We start from the raw sequence: 15972 nt of genomic DNA on the forward strand, positions 1-15972 counted from the left end.
TCCCACCGATGATCAGCAGAGCGTGCCCTGGTGGTGCCGCAACTTCCAGCCGTCCGGGGTCCGGCGCCACAGCGAGGACCGGTGGGCGCGGCGACCGGTCGGGTCGGAGACGTAGGTGAGGAGCACGACGCCCGGGGCCAGGACCTCCCCGGTGAGCTCGGCGTGCGGGAACGGCTCGGTCCGGTCCTCGCCCGCCAGCAGCTCGATCGTCTCGGCGCGCGACCAGACCCGACCGGAGGCGCCGATCTCGCGGAAGTCCGCGTCGAGCAGCTGCCCCAACCGCTCCGGGGAGCGTCGGGCGGTGGGGGAGAGCAGTTCGACCTCGAGGTCCCGGACCACGTCCACGTCGTTCACGACCCGATCCTGGCAGCGCCGGCCCCGCGACGCGGTGGAGGATGGCGTCGTGCGCCACGTGACCGACGCCGAACGCCGTGCCCGGATCGCGTGGCGGCACGCCCTGGCGCCGGCGGCGCGGCTGGACGGCCCGGAGGCCGTCACGCAGGCCATGACGGTCCTGCACTCCACGGAACCGGCGACGGTGCACCTCTCCTGCTGGGCGCGGGGACGCGAACTGCAGGTCGCCGACGTCGAACGGGCGCTCCACGTCGACCGCACCCTGGTCAAGCAGCTCGCGATGCGGCGCACGCTGTTCGTGTTCCCGCGGGAACTGCTGCCCCACGTCTGGCCGAGCGCATCGGCGCGGGTCGCGGGCACCGAACGCGCGACGATCGCGAAGGACGTCGTGAAGGCGGACCTCGCGCAGGACGGCCAGGAGTGGCTGGACCGCGCCCGCCGGGAGGTCCTCGCCGTCCTCGCCGACGCGCCGGAAGGCCTGACGGCGCAACAGGTCCGGCTCGCGGTGCCGATGATCGACGTCAAGGTCTCGGTCTCACCGGGGTCGTCGTGGTCGGCCTCGCGAATCCTCACCCACCTCGGGCTGACGGGACACGTGGTGCGGGGCGTCAACACCGGGCACTGGCGGACGTCGCGGCCCCGGTGGACGCTGACCCCGGACTGGCTGGGGGAGGTTCCCGCACCCACCTCGGCGCAGGCGGGCTACCGGGAACTCGTCCGGCGCTGGCTGGGGACGTTCGGGCCCGGGACCGAGGACGACGTCGTCTGGTGGCTGGGCGCGACCAAGACGATCGTGCGTGCGGCGCTGCGGGAACTCGACGCGGTCGAGGTCTCGCTGGACGGCGGGTCGCTCGGGTACCTCCTGCCCGACGACGTCGAGGAGACGCCCGACCCGGGCGCCTGGGCGTCGCTGTTGCCGGTGCTGGACCCGACCGTGATGGGCTGGAAGGCGCGGGAGTTCTACCTGGGCCCGCACCGCGAGCAGCTCTTCGACCGCAACGGCAACGCCGGCACGACGGCCTGGGTCGACGGGCGCGTCGTGGGGTGCTGGGTGCAGGACGAGGCGGGCGTGGTGCACCTGCGGCTGCTGGAGCAGGTCGGCGCCCGCGCCCGGAAGGCGCTGCGGGCCGAGGCCGCGCGTCTGACGTCCTGGCTCGGCGGGGTGCGCGTCGGGACGGTCTACCCGTCCGCGGCGATGCGGGAGCCGGTCGTCCCGCCGTGACCTACCAGCCGCGTTCGCGCCACTGCGCCAGGTGCGGGCGTTCGGTGCCGATCGTCGTGGGGGCCCCGTGACCGGGGTGCACGACGGTGTCGTCGTCGAGGACGTCGAACAACCTCGTGTTGACGTCGTCGAGGAGCCGGGTGAAGTCGGCGGCGTTGCCGCGGGTGTTGCCGACGCCACCGGGGAACAGCGAGTCGCCCGTGAAGACCTGGTCGGGCCCGTCGGCGTCGCGCAGGACGAGGGCGACGGACCCGGGGGTGTGCCCGCGCAGGTGCACGACCTCGAGGACCACGTCACCGACGCGGACGACGTCGCCGTGCGTGAGGCGCTGCTGCACGGGGAGGGGCAGGTGGTCGGCGTCGTCCTCGCCCGCGGCGGTGGTGGCGCCCGTGGCCTCGACGAGCGCGGCGAGGGCCCCGACGTGGTCGTGGTGGCGGTGGCTGGTGACGATCAGGTCCAGCGGGCCGCCGACGAACTCCAGCAGCTTCGTGGGCTCGGCGGCCGCGTCGATCAGCAGGCGGCGGCCGGTGCTGCGGCAGGTCACGAGGTAGGCGACGTTGTCCATGTCCCCGACGTGGACGGAGTCGACCTCGGCGGAGCTGGTGGTGGTGGCGCTCATGTCCCGACCGTAGCGACCGCGGGCGGGTCAGCGCGGGCGGGCCACCGGGTGCAGGGCCGGTGTCGCGGCGTCCTCGCGCAGGTCGATGACGCGGTCCTGCGCGGTCCGGCGCTGGGCCAGGCCGATGGCGAAGGTCATGGTCAGCAGGCCGTAGAAGACGGCTCGGGCGACCTCGCCGTCGGCGGCGAACCCGCCGGTCAGGGCGAGGCACCCCAGCGCACCGATGAGGTGCACGAGGTCCATGAAGGACTTCCAGACGGCCACCTCACGATGGTGGCTCGGCGTCGGGGCCGATGCACGTTCGAGCGTCGAAGTCGACCGGGCCGGTCCACGCCTCAGGACACTGCGTTCCACCTCGTGAACTGTAAGTAACTAAGGCGCGGAGTGCGCGCCGAGGCGACGTGAACGCCGGACGACCACCCCCGGGCCTCAGCGGGAACGTCGTCCGCATGAACCTCACCGCCCTGGAGTGGGAACTGCACGGAGGACTCGACCAGCGCCGGAAGGAGGCCGAAGCCCTCGCCGCCCGCGAGCACCTCGTGCGGGTGCTGCGCACCGCCCGCCGCGCCGCGGGCCCGCCACAGCGACGTCACTGGTGGACGCGACGGCTCCGGCGCTGACCGGCCCCGCGTCCCCTCCCGGTGCCACGATGTCCGGCGTGCCCGCGCTACCGCCCGACCCGACCCGCCTCGTCGGGCGCGCCCGGGAACTCGACGTGCTCGAGGGAGCCCTCGGTGCGGCCCGCGCCGGAGCCTCCGGGGCCGTCCTGGTCGAGGCCGACGCCGGGGTCGGCAAGTCCCGGCTCGTCGCCGAACTCGCCCACCGCGCACGCGGGAACGGGGACACCGTCCTCCTCGGGCACTGCGCCTCCGCCGGTGGCGAGGCCCTGCCGTACCTGCCCTTCGTCGAAGCCCTGGAACCGTTGCGCGGCGACGACCCCGACCGGTGGTTCGGTGGCCGACCGGGCCCGACCGGTTACGACCTGTCCCCGCTGCAGCTCTTCGACGCCGTCACCGCCACCCTCGCCGCCGCCACCCGGGACCGGCCGGTCCTGCTCGTCCTCGAGGACCTGCACTGGGCCGACAGCGCCAGCCGCGACCTGCTGACCTACCTGCTGCGCCGGGTGCGGGAGGAACGACTCCTCGTCGTCGCCACCGTCCGCACCGACGACCTGCACCGGCGTCACCCGCTGCGGCCCGTCCTCGCCGAGCTCGGCCGGCTGGCCTCCGTGCGGCGCCTCACCCTCGAACCCTTCACGGGGGAGGAGATGCGTCAGTTCCTGCGCGACCTCCGCGGGCGCGACGTCGACCCCACGACGGCGAGCCGCATCCACCAGCGCGCCGAGGGGAACGCCTACTACGCGGCGGAACTCCTGCTCACCGCGCCGGTGCGTGGCGGCCGCCTGCCGACCGCCCTCGCCGACGTCGTCCTCGCCCGGGTCGAGACGCTGCCACCCGAGGTGGCCGACCTCGTCCGGGCCGCCTCCGTCGGCGGCCGCCGCGTGCGGCACGACCTGCTGCGGGCCGCGACGGGAACCTCCGACGACGACCTCGACGCACGGGTCCGGACGGCCGTCGCCCTCCGGGTGCTCGACGTCGACGGCCAGGACGGCTACGCCTTCCGGCACGCCCTGCTGCAGGAAGCCGTCTACGAGGACCTGCTGCCCGGTGAACGGGTCCGGCTGCACGCCGCCTACGCCCGCGCCATCACCGGCTCCGTCGCCGCGACACACGCCTCCGCCTCCGCCGCGACACACTCCTTCGCCTCCGCTGCTGAACTCGCCCACCACGCCCGCCGCAGCAACGACCTCGCCGGGGCGCTCGTCGCGGGTGTCGCCGCCGCCGACGAGGCCGAACGGTTGCGCGCCCCGGCCGAGGCCTGGCGACACCTCGAAGAGGTCCTCCCGCTCTTCGACGCCGTACCCGACGCCGCCCGACGGTCCGGGACGACCCTCCTCGAACTCACCACGCGTGCCTCCGACCTCGCGATGGTCTCGGGGGATCCCGGACGGTCCGCCCTGCTCGCCCGCGCCGCGGTCGAGCTCCTGCCCGACGACGCCGCGCCCGCGCTGGCCGCCGAGGTCCACCGGCAGTGCGCCACCGCGCTCTGGGGGTGCGGGCAGCAGGAACGGGCCATCACCCAGGCCCGCGAGGCGCAACGCCGGGGCGGCGACGATCCCGCTGCGGCGCACGCGGTCTGCTGGGCCACCGCCGTGATCGCCCGATGCTACCTGAACCTCGACCGGTTCTCCGAGTGCCGGCGGGAAGCCGAACGCGCGCTCGCCCTGGTCGCCACGTCGGGCGACCTCGCGGGGGCCGAGGCCGACGTCCTCATCACCCTCGGCGGTCTCGACAACCTCGACGGCGCGCTCGCCGACGCCGACGCGCTCTTCGCCCGCGCCGCCCGCACGGCCGAGGAGGCCGGCCACCTCGGCACCGCCCTGCGGGCCCGGTACAACCTGGCCGTCGAACGCTACGACCGGGGAGACCTCGCGGGTGCGGCGGAGGTCCTCGACGACTCCTGCGCCTGGGCCGCCTCGGTCGGGCTGTCCTGGGCGCCCTACGGCCTGCAACTGCTCTGGCTGCAGGTCACGACGAGCTTCGTCACCGGGGAGTTCGACCGCGCGCTGCGCCAGGCCCGGGCGATCGGGCCGCAGGCCCCCCACCTGGCCGCCGCGGCCGTCGGCGTCGTCCAGGCGCAGGTCCTCGCCGCGCGCGGAGCCTTCGACGAGGTCGCCGCCCTGCTCGACCCCGCCTGGTCCGACGACCCCGAGGAAGGCCTCTCCGTCACCGTCGTGCAGGCCGAGGTGCTGAGCTGGCGCGGGGATCCGGCCGGTGCCGCCCGGCTGCTGACCGAGGCCCTCTTCAGCTTCGAGGGCATCGAGAACCCCGCCCACCTGCGCGGTCTGCGCCTGGGAGCCCAGGCCGTCGCGGCGCTCGCGGACGCCCGTTCCACCGACGACGCCCTGGTGCAGCGCATCCACGACCGCGTGCTGCACCTCGTCGAGGTGGGACAACCGCGCGCGGGGACGATGGGCCCGGAAGGTCGCGCCTGGCTCGCGACGTCGCACGCCGAGGTGGCCCGGTTCCGCGGGAGCGACCCGGTGGAGCAGGTGCGGGCCTGGCGCCTCGCGGTCGAGGAGTTCTCCTACGGCGACGTCTACGACCTGGCCCGGGCGCGGCGTCGCCTGGCCGAGGCGTGCAGCGCGGCCGGTCTGCGCGAGGAGGGGTTGCTCGCCCTCGACGAGGCGCGTCGGGCGGCGTCGGCGATGCGCGCCGTGCCGTTGTCGGCGGCGCTGGAGGACCTGGCCCGCCGGATGCGCGCCACGGCCGCTCCCGGGCGCGGCCCGCTGACCGCACGGGAGTTGCAGGTCCTGGACCTGCTCGCCGCCGGACGCACCAACCGTCAGGTGGGGGAGGAGTTGTTCATGGCCGAGAAGACCGCCAGCGTGCACGTCTCCCGGATCTTCGCCAAGCTCGGGGCGTCCTCCCGTGCCGAAGCGGTGTCGATCGGGTTGCGCGGCGGCTTGCTCTCCCCGGCGGTCCGGGGCGAGGATCGCCAGGACACCTCGTAGCTCCACCCGATCCCGGGAGTTCGCGTGCACCGCAACGCCGAAGTCGTGTCGCAAGCCCTGCACGAGGCCGGGGCGGGTGGTGAGGTCGTGGAACTGACGACGTCGGCCCGCACGGCCGCCGACGCCGCCGGCGCCCTGGGGTGTTCGGTGGGGGCGATCGCCAACAGCCTGGTGTTCCTCGCCGACGGTGAGCCGGTCCTCGTCCTCACCAGCGGTGGGCACCGCGTGGACCCGGAGCACACCGCGGCCGCCCTCGGGGTGGAGAAGCTGACCCGCCCGAACGCGGCGACGGTCCGGGCCGCGACGGGGCAGCCCATCGGTGGGGTCGCACCGCTCGGGCACCCGGCCCACCTGCGGACGGTGATCGACGTCGACCTGCTGCGCTACGACGTCGTCTGGGCCGCCGCGGGAACCCCGCACACGGTCTTCCCGACGACGTACTCCGAGCTGCTGCGCATCTGCGACGCCGAACCGGTGACCGTCACGCCGTGACGGCCTGACCCCCGGAGACGGTCAGTCGGTACCGGTCAGTCGGTGCCGGTCAGTCGGTGCCGGTCAGTCGGTGCCGGCCTCCATGGCCGCCCGGTCGAGGAGTTCGTCGCCGCTGCCCGTGCCGCGGGACGCGATCGCCTCCGCGCCACCGGCCTCCAGGGCCCCGATGAGGCTGACCTGGGAACTGCCGACCATGCCCATGCCCGCGTACTGCTCGAGCTTGGCGCGGGAGTCGGCGATGTCGAGGTTGCGCATGGTCAGCTGCCCGATGCGGTCGACGGGGCCGAAGGCGGAGTCCTCGGTGCGTTCCATCGACAGCTTGTCCGGGTGGTAGCTGAAGGCCGGTCCCTGGGTGTCGAGGATCGAGTAGTCCTCGCCGCGACGCAGCCGCAGGCTGACGGAACCGGTGACGGCGTTGCCGACCCAGCGCTGCAGCGACTCCCTCAGCATGAGGGCCTGCGGGTCCAGCCAGCGGCCCTCGTACATGAGGCGACCGAGGCGACGACCCTCGTTGTGGTAGCTCGCGACGGTGTCCTCGTTGTGGACGGCGTTGACGAGGCGTTCGTAGGCCGCGTGCAGCAGGGCCATGCCCGGCGCCTCGTAGATCCCGCGGGACTTGGCCTCGATGATCCGGTTCTCGATCTGGTCGGACATGCCGAGCCCGTGCCGGCCACCGATGGCGTTCGCGGCCAGGACGAGGTCCACGGCGTTCTCGAACGTCTCACCGTTGATCGAGACGGGGCGGCCCTGTTCGAAGCCGATCGTCACGTCCTCGGCCGCGATCTCGACGGCGGGGTCCCAGAACCGGACGCCCATGATGGGTTCGACCAGTTCGACGCCGACGTCGAGGTGCTCGAGGCGCTTGGCCTCGTGGGTGGCGCCCCAGATGTTCGCGTCGGTGGAGTACGCCTTCTCGGTGCTCGCGCGGTAGGGGAGGTCGCGGGCCTGCAGCCACTCCGACATCTCCTTGCGCCCGCCGAGTTCGGTGACGAAGTCGGCGTCCAGCCACGGTTTGTAGATCCGCAGCGAGGGGTTGGCGAGCAGGCCGTAGCGGTAGAACCGCTCGATGTCGTTGCCCTTGTAGGTGGAGCCGTCGCCCCAGATCTGGACGTCGTCCGCGAGCATCGCGCGCACCAGCAGCGTGCCGGTGACGGCCCGGCCCAGCGGGGTGGTGTTGAAGTAGCTGCGGCCGCCGGAGCGGATGTGGAAGGCGCCCGTGGTCAGGGCGGCGAGGCCCTCCTCGACCAGCGCGGCCCGGCAGTCGACGAGGCGCGCGAGTTCGGCGCCGTAGGCCGAGGCCCGTCCCGGCACGGAGTCGATGTCGGGTTCGTCGTACTGCCCGATGTCGGCGGTGTAGGTGCAGGGAACCGCGCCCTTCTCGCGCATCCACGCGACGGCCACCGACGTGTCGAGACCGCCCGAGAAGGCGATGCCGACGCGTTCGCCGGCGGGCAGGGACGTGAGCACCTTGGACATGCGGAACATTATGCACAAGAGTGCATGTTCATGCAAACGTCACCCGACCGACGGACAGGACCGTCTCACGGCGCGGCGATGTCACCGGAGCGGGACGGGACGGCGTCGAGTGCGGCCAGGGTCGCGGCGTCCAGCGTGATCCCGCCGACGGCGAGGTTCGCCTCGAGGTGGGCGAGGTCCGCCGTGCCCGGGATGAGGTGGGTGGTGGCGGTGTGGGCCAGCAGCCAGGCGAGACCGACCTGGGCGGGGGTGACCCCGAAGGCCTGTGCCGCAGCCCGAACCGTCGGTTCGTCGATCACCTTCGGCAGGCCCGGGAACGCCCCGCCGAGAGGGAAGTACGGCACCCACGCGATGTCCTCCGTCGTGCAGAGGTCGAGGAGGTCCTCGCTGCCGCGGCTCACCAGGCTGTAGGAGTTCTGCACGCAGGCGATCCCGACGGGCAGTGCCCGTCGCAGGTCGGACAGGGTGACGTTGCTCAGGCCGATCGCCCCGACCTTCCCGGCGTCCCGCAGTTCCGTCAGGACGGCGAGCTGGTCGTCGAGGTCGACGACCTGGTCGCCTTCGGCGATGAGGCCCGGTCCGACCTCGGCCCGGCGCAGGTTCACCAGGGGGAGCCGGTCGAGGCGGAGGCTCGTCAGGTTCGCCTCGACGCTCGCCCGGAGCTGCTCGGGACGCTGGGCCAGTCGCAACGGGATCGCGCCGCCGGGGTTCGGTTCGCCGCCGACCTTGGTCGCGACCAGGACGTCGTCGTCGCGGCGCAGTGCGTCGCGCAGCACGCCGTTGACGAAACCGTCGCCGTAGAACTGCGCCGTGTCGACGTGGTCGACGCCGCGGTCGAAGGCGTGGCGCAGCAGGGTGATCGCGGCTTCGCGGTCGGTGTGGAGCCGCTCGAGCTGCATGGCGCCGTAGCCGATGCGGTGGACGGTGCGGCTCGCGAGCGTGGCGGTGCTGGTCATCGTGGGATCCCTCTCGACGTGGGATGATGAGCTGAAGCGGAGGAGCCTCCGCATCAACCACGTTAGCACTGAACCGGAGGAACCTCCGCTTTGTCTGTCGCTCCTCGTCGTCCGCGCGCCGACGTCGCCCGCAACCGCGAGCTGCTGCTGAGCGCCGCCCGGGCGGCCTTCGCCGGTGGCGAGGCCGTCGCGCTCGAGGCCATCGCCCGTGACGCCGGGGTCGGGATCGGAACGCTCTACCGGCACTTCCCGACCCGGGACGCGCTGGTGGAAGCCGTCTACGGCGCGGAGCTCGACGGCGTCGTCGAGGCCGCGTCCGGGGTGCTGGCGGAGCTCCCGCCGGATCTCGCCCTGCGGGCCTGGCTGGCCCGCTACGCCGAGTTCGTCGCCACCAAGCGCGCGATGATGGACACGTTGCGGGCAGGCTGGGCCTCGGGTCGGATCACCACCCCGGCGACGCGGGAACGCATCACCGCGGTCCTGGCGACGTTCCTCGCGGAGGGGGCGAGGACCGGCACGTTGCGCGCCGACGTCGAACCCGACGACGTGGCCGCGATGCTGCTCGGGGTGTTCCTCTCCACCGCCGGCGGGCCGCCCGGACAACCCGTCCGCCTGCTCGACCTGCTCGTCGACGCCCTCCGCGCTGCCCCGCGGTGATCAGACGGCCTTGCCGGGGTTGAGGATCCCCAGCGGGTCGAACACCGCCTTGATGCTGCGCTGCAACGAGAGCGAGTCGTCGCCGAGTTCCCGGCGCAACCAGGTGCGTTTCAGCAACCCGACGCCGTGCTCACCCGTGAGGGTTCCGCCGAGCGCCAGGGCGAGGTCGAACACCGCGCAGGCCGCGTCCCACGGCGGGCCCTCCGTGACCGTCCCGCCGCGTTCCACGACGATGATCGGGTGCAGGTTCCCGTCGCCGGCGTGGGCGATCGTCGCGATCCGCACTCCGGTGCGGGCGGAGATCTCCTGGATGCCCGCGACGGTCGCGGCCAGCTGCGACCGCGGCACGGCCACGTCCTCGATGAACACGTCGCCCGTGCGTTCCAGGGCGGGCAGTCCGGCCCGGCGGGCGGCCAGCAGTTCCTCGGCCTCGACGGGGTCGCTGGTCGAACGCCACGACGACGCGAACGGCGCCACGACCGCGGCGACGGCGTCGATCTCGGCCCGGGCGCTGAGGCCGTCGCACTGCACGACGAGGACGGCGGCACCCAGGGCGCGCAACGAGGAACCCCGGGCCGCGTCGACGGCCTCGAGGGTGACGCTGTCCACGAGTTCCAGGACGGAGGGTTGCAGGCGGGCCGTCGTGATCGCCGAGGCGGCGGCCGCCGCGGCTACGAGGTCGTCGAAGTGCGCCGCCAGCGTGGCGATCGCGGCCGGTCGCGGCCGCAACCGCAGGGTCGCGCCCACGACGACGGCGAGGGTCCCCTCCGAACCCACGACGAGGCTGGTGAGGTCGTAGCCGGCGACGCCCTTGACGGTCTGGCGCCCCGTCGAGACCCTCCGGCCGTCGGCGAGCACGAGGTCCAGACCGAGGACGGCGTCACGGGTCACGCCGTACTTCGCGCAGCGCAGCCCGCCCGCGTTGGTGGCGATGTTCCCGCCGATCGAGGAGATCGCGGAACTGGCCGGGTCGGGTGCGTAGAACAGTCCGTGCCCGCCGGCCGCGGCGTCCAGGTCGGCGGTGAGGACGCCGGGTTCGACGACGGCGACCTGGTCGTCGGGGCGGATCGCGACGATGCGGTCCATCCCGGAGAGGTCCAGGACGATCTCGCCCGCCTGGGCGCTGGAACCGGCGGCGAGGCCCGTCCCGGCGCCGCGGGTGACGACCGGGGTGCGGTGCTCGGTGGCCCAGCGCAGGGTGTCGACGACGTCGTCGACGGTGGCCGCGCGCACGACCCCGTCGGGCAACGTCGCCGGCCGGTGGCCGGAGCGGTCGGTGGCGACGGCGCGCCGCGACTCCTCGTCGGTGAACAGCTTCACGCGACCCCCTCGGCTCGGGGAGCCGGTGCGGCGCAGTGGGTCACGAGGTCCGTCAGGGGCAGGTCGAGGGCGTCCGCGAGCGCCACGACGGTGAAGAACGCGGGGGTCGGGATGCGGCCGGACTCGATCTTGCGCAGCGTCTCGGCCGGGACGCCGGAGGCCGCGGAGATCTGCGGGACGGTGCGCTCGCCGCGGGCGGAGCGGAGCAGTTCGCCCAGGAGACGACCTCGGGCGCGGACTTCCTCGGGCAGCGGCGGACGGACCATGGAGTGATACTAATACCGGGATAGGAATACCGGGTCCGTGACGAGCAGGAGGCCGACGTGGTCGAGCTGAAGACACCCCGCGAGATCGAGGGGATGCGGGCCGCCGGTCGGGTCGTCGGCGCGGCCCTGGCCGCGGTGAGGGAGCACGCGGCCGTCGGGATGCGCCTCGACGAACTCGACGCCGTCGCCCGTGAGGTGATCTTCGGGGCCGGGGCGACCTCCCCCTTCCTCGGCTACCAGCCCGGGTTCGCCGACTCGCCCTTCCCCGGGGTCATCTGCGCCTCGGTGAACGACGCCGTGCTGCACGGGATCCCCGGCCGCTACGTCCTGCGCGACGGTGACCTGCTGAGCGTCGACTGCGGCGCGGTCCTCGACGGCTGGGCCGGTGACTCCGCCACGACCTTCAGCGTCGGCACTCCCCGCCCCGGTGACGCGGAACTCGTCGCGGCGACCAGGGAGGCGCTCGCGGCCGGGATCGCCGCCGCCGTCGTCGGGAACCGGATCGGGGACGTCTCTGCCGCGATCGGTGCCGTCGGCCGGGCGCACGGGTGCGGGGTCAACACCACCTTCGGTGGTCACGGCGTCGGGCACACGATGCACGAGGACCCCTCGGTCCCCAACGACGGCCGCGCCGGTCGTGGGCTCGTCCTCAAGCCCGGGCTGGTCGTCGCCATCGAACCCTGGTTCATGGCCGGTGGGAGCCCCGAGTTCACGACCGACGACGACGGGTGGACGATGCGCAGCGTCGACGGGAGTTCCGGGGCGCACGAGGAGCACACCGTGGCGATCACCTCCGACGGCCCGGTCGTCCTCACCCTGCCCTGAGCGGGTCCCGTCGGCGGGGAGTTGCGCGGAGGGGGTTTCGTTGACACCCCTCCGCCCGCTGCCTAGGGTCGGTCGCACACGCTGCGAGGAGGCAGGCACCCCGTGCCCACGAGCATCACCGACGTCTCGGTCCGGGTCTTCGAGACCGAGACCCGGCTGCACGTCGACAGCGACGGTCACGCCCACCCCGGCCCCGGGCGCACGACGACGGCCGCGCTGCTGACGGTCCGGGACAGCGACGGGGTCGAAGGTCGTTGTCTCGCAGCTCCTTCCTTCGCCGTGGAACGTTCCCTGGTCGAGCAGCACGTCCGGCCCGTCCTGCTCGGGGCGGATCCGTACCAGCGCGACCGGCTCTGGTACGAGCTGGCGAAACGTCGACGCGGCACCCACGGCGCGCTGCTGGACCGGACCCTCAGCACCGTCGACCAGGCGTTGTGGGACCTGCTCGGACGGCGGACCGGGATGCCCGTGTGGCGGTTGCTCGGCGGGGTCCGCGACCGGGTTCCCGCCTACGGCAGCACGATGTGCGGCGACGACGTCCCCGGCGGGCTGAGTTCCCCGCAGGAGTACGGGGAGTTCGCGGTGCAGCTCCTGGACCAGGGGTACCCGGCGATCAAACTCCACACCTGGATGCCGCCCGTCCCCGGGGCTCCCGACGTCCGGCGGGACATCGCCGCCTGCACCGCCGTCCGCGACGCGGTGGGGCCGGACGTCTCCCTGATGCTCGACGCCAACCACTGGTACTCCCGGGTGGAGGCGCTCACCCTGGGCCGGGCCATCCAGGAGCTGGGTTTCGCCTGGTACGAGGAACCCATGGAGGAGTCCTCGATGCAGTCCTACCGCTGGCTCGCCGACCAGTTGGAGATCCCGGTCGTCGGGCCCGAGACGGCGTTCGGGACGTTCCACGTCCGTGCGGAGTGGGCGGTCGCCGGGGCGTGCGACATCCTCCGCGTGGGGGCCTCCAACGGGGCCGGCATCGGTGCGGCGATGAAGGCCGTGCACGTCGCCGAGGCGTTCGGGATGGACTGCGAGATCCACGGGCCGGGATCGGCGAACCTGGCCCTGCTCGGCGCGATGGGCAACGGTCGCTGGTACGAGCGCGGGTTGCTGCACCCGCACCTGGACTACGACCGGGTCCCACCGCACCTGAACTCGATCGTGGACCCGATGGACGCCGACGGGTTCGTGGCCATGCCCGAAACCCCTGGCCTCGGCGACGACCTGGACCTGGAGCACGTGGAACGGCACACCGTTGCGACGTGGTGAGGAACGCGGGACGGGCCGGGCACCGAGTCCCGCGGACCCGTCCCGACTCTGGCCGCACCCGGAGTCGCTGGTCGTGGGCGGTGAGGGGTTGCGGCTCAGCACGTCCGAGGACGCCGAGCTCATCACCGGGTGGTTGGCGGACCCGGACGTGCACCGCTGGTGGGGCGGCGAACCGGTGCCGCTCGCGGAGGTCCGGCGCAAGTACACCGGAGCGCGCGCCCCCGACGTCGTCGTCCACCTCGTGCTCCGGGACGGCGAGCCGGTCGGGTTGCTGCAGGCCTGGCGCGACCCCGACGGCACTGCCGGCCTCGACATGTTCCTGGCCGCGCACGCGCAGGGTCGGGGGACGGGCCCCCGGGTCGCCCGGGCCCTGGCCGAAGGGCTGACCCGTTCCGGCTGGGGAACCCTCACCGTCGACCCCGGGGTGGACAACGCCCGGGCGATCGCCGCCTGGCAACGGGCGGGTTTCGTGCCCACGGGGGAGCGCGGTGAGGACGAGGGACGCGAGACCCTCCTGATGGTCTTCCGCCCCTGAGGACGAGAGACGTTCCGCCACCCGTCACGGTCGGGCCGACCCCTCGAGCACGCGTTCGACGGCCGCGGCGACCGCCTCCGTCGCGGTGTCGACCACCAGCCGGACCCCGTCCCACGGCTCGAACTCCACGGCCTGCACGTCCTCCCAGGTGGGCAGCGGCAACCCCGCGATGTCACCGACGCGCTCGCGCACCCGCCGTTCGTGCAGCGCGACGTCGGAACACACGACCTCGACCTCGCGGAACCCCACGCCGGCCTCGCGCGCGACCTCTCGCCACATCTCCCGTGTGATCGGCAGCGGGTTCACGCTGTCGGCGACCACGGTGTGTCCCTGGCGCAGCAGGTCGCCCGCCAGGGCGCGCAGGACGTAGTACCCGGCGGGGCTCACGGGGTGGGTCTCGCGGCCGGAGTCGACGAGGGCCTGCTCCACGGTGTCCATCCGCAGGTGCACCGCGCCCGCGCGGGCGGTCAGTGCCCGGGCCACGGTCGTCTTCCCGCTGCCGGGCAGGCCGGACAGGACGATCAGCATCGTTCCCTCCTCAGGTTCCCGGGACCCAGTCCACCTCTCCACGGGACGGAGCGACAGGTTCCCGGTGCTCACGGGCATGTTCCGGCGTCTACGGTGCAGGAGTGCTCGGTGATCTGCTCGGCGGGAGGGCCCGCACGCACGTCTCGCTCTCCTACCTGGCGGAACCGTGGGGGATGCGGTTCGTCGGCGACGCGGGACTGACCGTCCACGTGCTCGTCCGCGGTGCGGCCGGGTGCGCCGGGGAGGTCGTCGAACCGGGCGACGTGCTGCTCGTCCGCGGCCCGCACGAACTCCGGGACGCCCGGGGAACCCTGCCCGGGGTCGTCGTCGAGGGTCCGGGGCGGAGTCGGGAACCCGGTGAACCCGCGGTCGCGGCGGGCGACCGGTGGCGCCTGGACCAGGCCCGCAGCTACGGGACCGCGCTGGGGGTGGAGACCCTCGTCGTCCACGCCACCTACCCGACGGGTGACGTCCTCGATCGGCGTGTCCTCGCCGCCCTCCCCGCGGTCGTGCGGGCTCCCGCACCACCGGCGCTGCGGGAACTCCTGACCACGGAGTCGGTGCGGGAAGGGGCGTGGCAGCACGCCGTCCTCGACCGTCTCGTGGACCTCCTCGTCATCACGGTGCTCCGGTCGCGCGACGACACCGGGTGGCTCGCGGCGGTGGCCGATCCCGTGGTGGGTCCGGTGCTGGAACTCCTGCACGGCGATCCCGCTCGGCAGTGGAGCGTCGGGGAGCTCGCGGGTCGGGTGGGCGTCTCCCGGGCGTCCCTCGCGCGGCGTTTCCCCGGTCTCACCGGGGAGCCGGTGATCGCCTACCTCCGGGCCCACCGCCTCGACCTCGCCGCCGAACTGCTGCGGACCGGCGACCGGACGATCGCCGCCATCGCCCGCGAGGTCGGCTACGCCGACGCGTTCAGCCTGAGCGCCGCCTACCGGCGACGGACCGGTCGCCCGCCCTCGGCCGACCGCGGTCCCTCGACGGCGCGGTAGGTCCGTTGCAGCGCAGCGGTGGCGGAACTCCCGAGTCGCTGCACGACCGCCACGTACAGGCAGTCGAGGACGAGCAGGGAACTCGCGCGGCTCGCCATCGCCCCCGCGCGGTAGGCCGTCTCCCGCCCGGTCGCGACCAGCGTGTGGTCCGCGTACCCGGCCAGCGGCGAACCCGCCGAACTCGTCACCGCGACGACGGTGGCTCCCCGGTCCCGCGCCTGCCGGGCGGCGGTCACGACGTCGACCGTCCGCCCCGAGTGGCTGACGACGAGGGCCGTGTCGCCGGGTTCCAGCAGGGCGGAACTGACGAGGGCGCCGTGCCCCTCGGTGCGCAGCCGGGTGAGGAGACCGACCCGGGCGGCCTTGTGGTCGAAGTCCGCGGCCAGCAGGCCCGAGGCGCCGATGCCGTAGCAGTCGACGACCCGCGCGGTGTGGACCGCGTCGGCGGCCGCGGCGAGGGCGACGACGTCCAGCGTGCGGGCGGTCGCGGTGATCGCCTCGGTCTCGACGGCGGCCAGCGTCGCGACGACGGTGGCGAGGTCGGCGGAGTCCTCGAGCGAACCGGTCAGCAGGGCGGCGGGTTCGTGGGCGGCGCCGGACGCAGCGAGGGCGAGGCGCAGCTGCGGGTAACCGGGGAAACCCAGGGACCGTGCGGTACGCACCACGGTCGCCTCGCTCGTGGCGGCCCGGCGGGCGAGCTCGGTGACGGTCAGCTGGGCGGCGCCCGCGGGGTCGTCGAGCAGTTCCCGCAGGACGCGCGCCGCGGACGCCGTCGCCGAGGGCAGCGCGGAGAGCAGGCGAGCGTGCAGCGTCGTCGCGTCGTGCGTCGGGTCGGTCGTCGGGGCGTGCGCGGGGTCGGTCACGGAGCTCCGTCCAGCAGGGGTCTGGCA

Annotated in this window: 18 protein-coding genes; 9 read left to right on the forward strand and 9 right to left on the reverse strand. The window is 73.8% G+C overall.

Translation table 11 applies throughout. The features are described 5' to 3' along the window. Positions 1–12: 12 nt before the first annotated feature. Positions 13–354, reverse strand: coding sequence for a DUF4440 domain-containing protein (locus SJY07_RS17210; protein WP_380160741.1), 342 nt, complete (start codon positions 352–354; stop codon positions 13–15). A gap of 49 nt (positions 355–403) precedes the next feature. Between SJY07_RS17210 and SJY07_RS17215 the strand changes: the two genes are divergently transcribed. Continuing rightward, a complete protein-coding gene (locus SJY07_RS17215; RefSeq protein ID WP_380160743.1) occupies positions 404–1576 on the forward strand; it encodes a winged helix DNA-binding domain-containing protein in 1173 nt (390 codons plus the stop codon). 1 nt (position 1577) lies between these two features. Here SJY07_RS17215 and SJY07_RS17220 read toward each other — a convergent pair whose 3' ends face one another. Both SJY07_RS17220 and SJY07_RS17225 read right to left on the reverse strand, forming a co-directional pair. Continuing rightward, a complete protein-coding gene (locus SJY07_RS17220) occupies positions 1578–2195 on the reverse strand; it encodes an MBL fold metallo-hydrolase (protein ID WP_380160745.1) in 618 nt (205 codons plus the stop codon). A gap of 27 nt (positions 2196–2222) precedes the next feature. Next, on the reverse strand, positions 2223–2459 hold the full coding sequence (locus SJY07_RS17225) for a hypothetical protein (RefSeq protein ID WP_380160747.1): 237 nt from the start codon (positions 2457–2459) through the stop codon (positions 2223–2225). Between the two features lie 185 nt (positions 2460–2644). On the opposite strand from SJY07_RS17225, the gene SJY07_RS17230 reads away from it, so the two are divergent. Genes SJY07_RS17230 through SJY07_RS17240 form a run of 3 tightly spaced genes read left to right on the forward strand, consistent with a single transcriptional unit; the run spans position 2645 to position 6261 of the window. Then, on the forward strand, positions 2645–2815 hold the full coding sequence (locus SJY07_RS17230) for a hypothetical protein (RefSeq protein ID WP_328293003.1): 171 nt from the start codon (positions 2645–2647) through the stop codon (positions 2813–2815). 38 nt (positions 2816–2853) lie between these two features. Then, complete coding sequence (locus SJY07_RS17235; protein WP_380160750.1) at positions 2854–5769, forward strand: AAA family ATPase; 2916 nt, start codon at positions 2854–2856, stop codon at positions 5767–5769. 45 nt (positions 5770–5814) lie between these two features. Next, positions 5815–6261, forward strand: coding sequence for a YbaK/EbsC family protein (locus SJY07_RS17240; RefSeq protein WP_380160752.1), 447 nt, complete (start codon positions 5815–5817; stop codon positions 6259–6261). Positions 6262–6324: 63 nt separating this feature from the next. Here the strand turns inward: SJY07_RS17240 and argG are convergent, their stop codons facing one another. Further along, the gene (gene argG / locus SJY07_RS17245; protein WP_328293000.1) at positions 6325–7737 is read right to left on the reverse strand and encodes an argininosuccinate synthase; all 1413 of its coding nucleotides are present in this window, start codon (positions 7735–7737) and stop codon (positions 6325–6327) included. Positions 7738–7802: 65 nt separating this feature from the next. Continuing rightward, positions 7803–8693 carry an aldo/keto reductase gene (locus SJY07_RS17250; protein ID WP_380160754.1) on the reverse strand — a complete coding sequence of 297 codons (891 nt, stop codon included), beginning with the start codon at positions 8691–8693 and terminating at the stop codon, positions 7803–7805. A gap of 90 nt (positions 8694–8783) precedes the next feature. Here SJY07_RS17250 and SJY07_RS17255 point away from each other — a divergent pair, with 90 nt between their 5' ends. Continuing rightward, positions 8784–9350 (forward strand): TetR/AcrR family transcriptional regulator, encoded by a 567-nt coding sequence (locus tag SJY07_RS17255; protein WP_380160756.1) that lies wholly within the window; start codon positions 8784–8786, stop codon positions 9348–9350. Here the strand turns inward: SJY07_RS17255 and SJY07_RS17260 are convergent, their stop codons facing one another. Beyond that, positions 9351–10670 (reverse strand): FAD-binding oxidoreductase, encoded by a 1320-nt coding sequence (locus SJY07_RS17260; protein WP_380160758.1) that lies wholly within the window; start codon positions 10668–10670, stop codon positions 9351–9353. Further along, positions 10667–10936 (reverse strand): helix-turn-helix domain-containing protein, encoded by a 270-nt coding sequence (locus SJY07_RS17265; RefSeq protein WP_380160759.1) that lies wholly within the window; start codon positions 10934–10936, stop codon positions 10667–10669. The genes SJY07_RS17260 and SJY07_RS17265 overlap by 4 nt, the downstream gene beginning before the upstream one ends. A 57-nt stretch (positions 10937–10993) precedes the next feature. Between SJY07_RS17265 and map the strand changes: the two genes are divergently transcribed. The 3 genes from map to SJY07_RS17280 all read left to right on the forward strand — a co-directional run bounded on the left by map (position 10994) and on the right by SJY07_RS17280 (position 13562). Continuing rightward, positions 10994–11761 carry a type I methionyl aminopeptidase gene (gene map / locus SJY07_RS17270; protein WP_380160761.1) on the forward strand — a complete coding sequence of 256 codons (768 nt, stop codon included), beginning with the start codon at positions 10994–10996 and terminating at the stop codon, positions 11759–11761. 102 nt (positions 11762–11863) lie between these two features. Next, positions 11864–13027 carry an enolase C-terminal domain-like protein gene (locus SJY07_RS17275; RefSeq protein ID WP_380160764.1) on the forward strand — a complete coding sequence of 388 codons (1164 nt, stop codon included), beginning with the start codon at positions 11864–11866 and terminating at the stop codon, positions 13025–13027. After that, the gene (locus tag SJY07_RS17280; RefSeq protein ID WP_380160766.1) at positions 13014–13562 is read left to right on the forward strand and encodes a GNAT family N-acetyltransferase; all 549 of its coding nucleotides are present in this window, start codon (positions 13014–13016) and stop codon (positions 13560–13562) included. Before SJY07_RS17275 ends, SJY07_RS17280 begins: the two co-directional genes overlap by 14 nt. A 24-nt stretch (positions 13563–13586) precedes the next feature. Here the strand turns inward: SJY07_RS17280 and SJY07_RS17285 are convergent, their stop codons facing one another. Then, entirely contained in the window at positions 13587–14090 is a 504-nt protein-coding gene (locus tag SJY07_RS17285; protein WP_380160768.1) for an AAA family ATPase, read from the reverse strand. A gap of 101 nt (positions 14091–14191) precedes the next feature. Between SJY07_RS17285 and SJY07_RS17290 the strand changes: the two genes are divergently transcribed. Beyond that, positions 14192–15082, forward strand: a complete 891-nt coding sequence (locus tag SJY07_RS17290) for an AraC family transcriptional regulator (protein WP_380160770.1) — start codon at positions 14192–14194, stop codon at positions 15080–15082. Here the strand turns inward: SJY07_RS17290 and SJY07_RS17295 are convergent. Further along, the gene (locus SJY07_RS17295) at positions 15022–15945 is read right to left on the reverse strand and encodes a MurR/RpiR family transcriptional regulator (protein WP_328292989.1); all 924 of its coding nucleotides are present in this window, start codon (positions 15943–15945) and stop codon (positions 15022–15024) included. The genes SJY07_RS17290 and SJY07_RS17295 overlap by 61 nt on opposite strands. Positions 15946–15972: the final 27 nt, after the last annotated feature.

This window comes from Kineococcus sp. R86509 (genome assembly GCF_042466365.1).
Taxonomy (GTDB): domain Bacteria; phylum Actinomycetota; class Actinomycetes; order Actinomycetales; family Kineococcaceae; genus Kineococcus.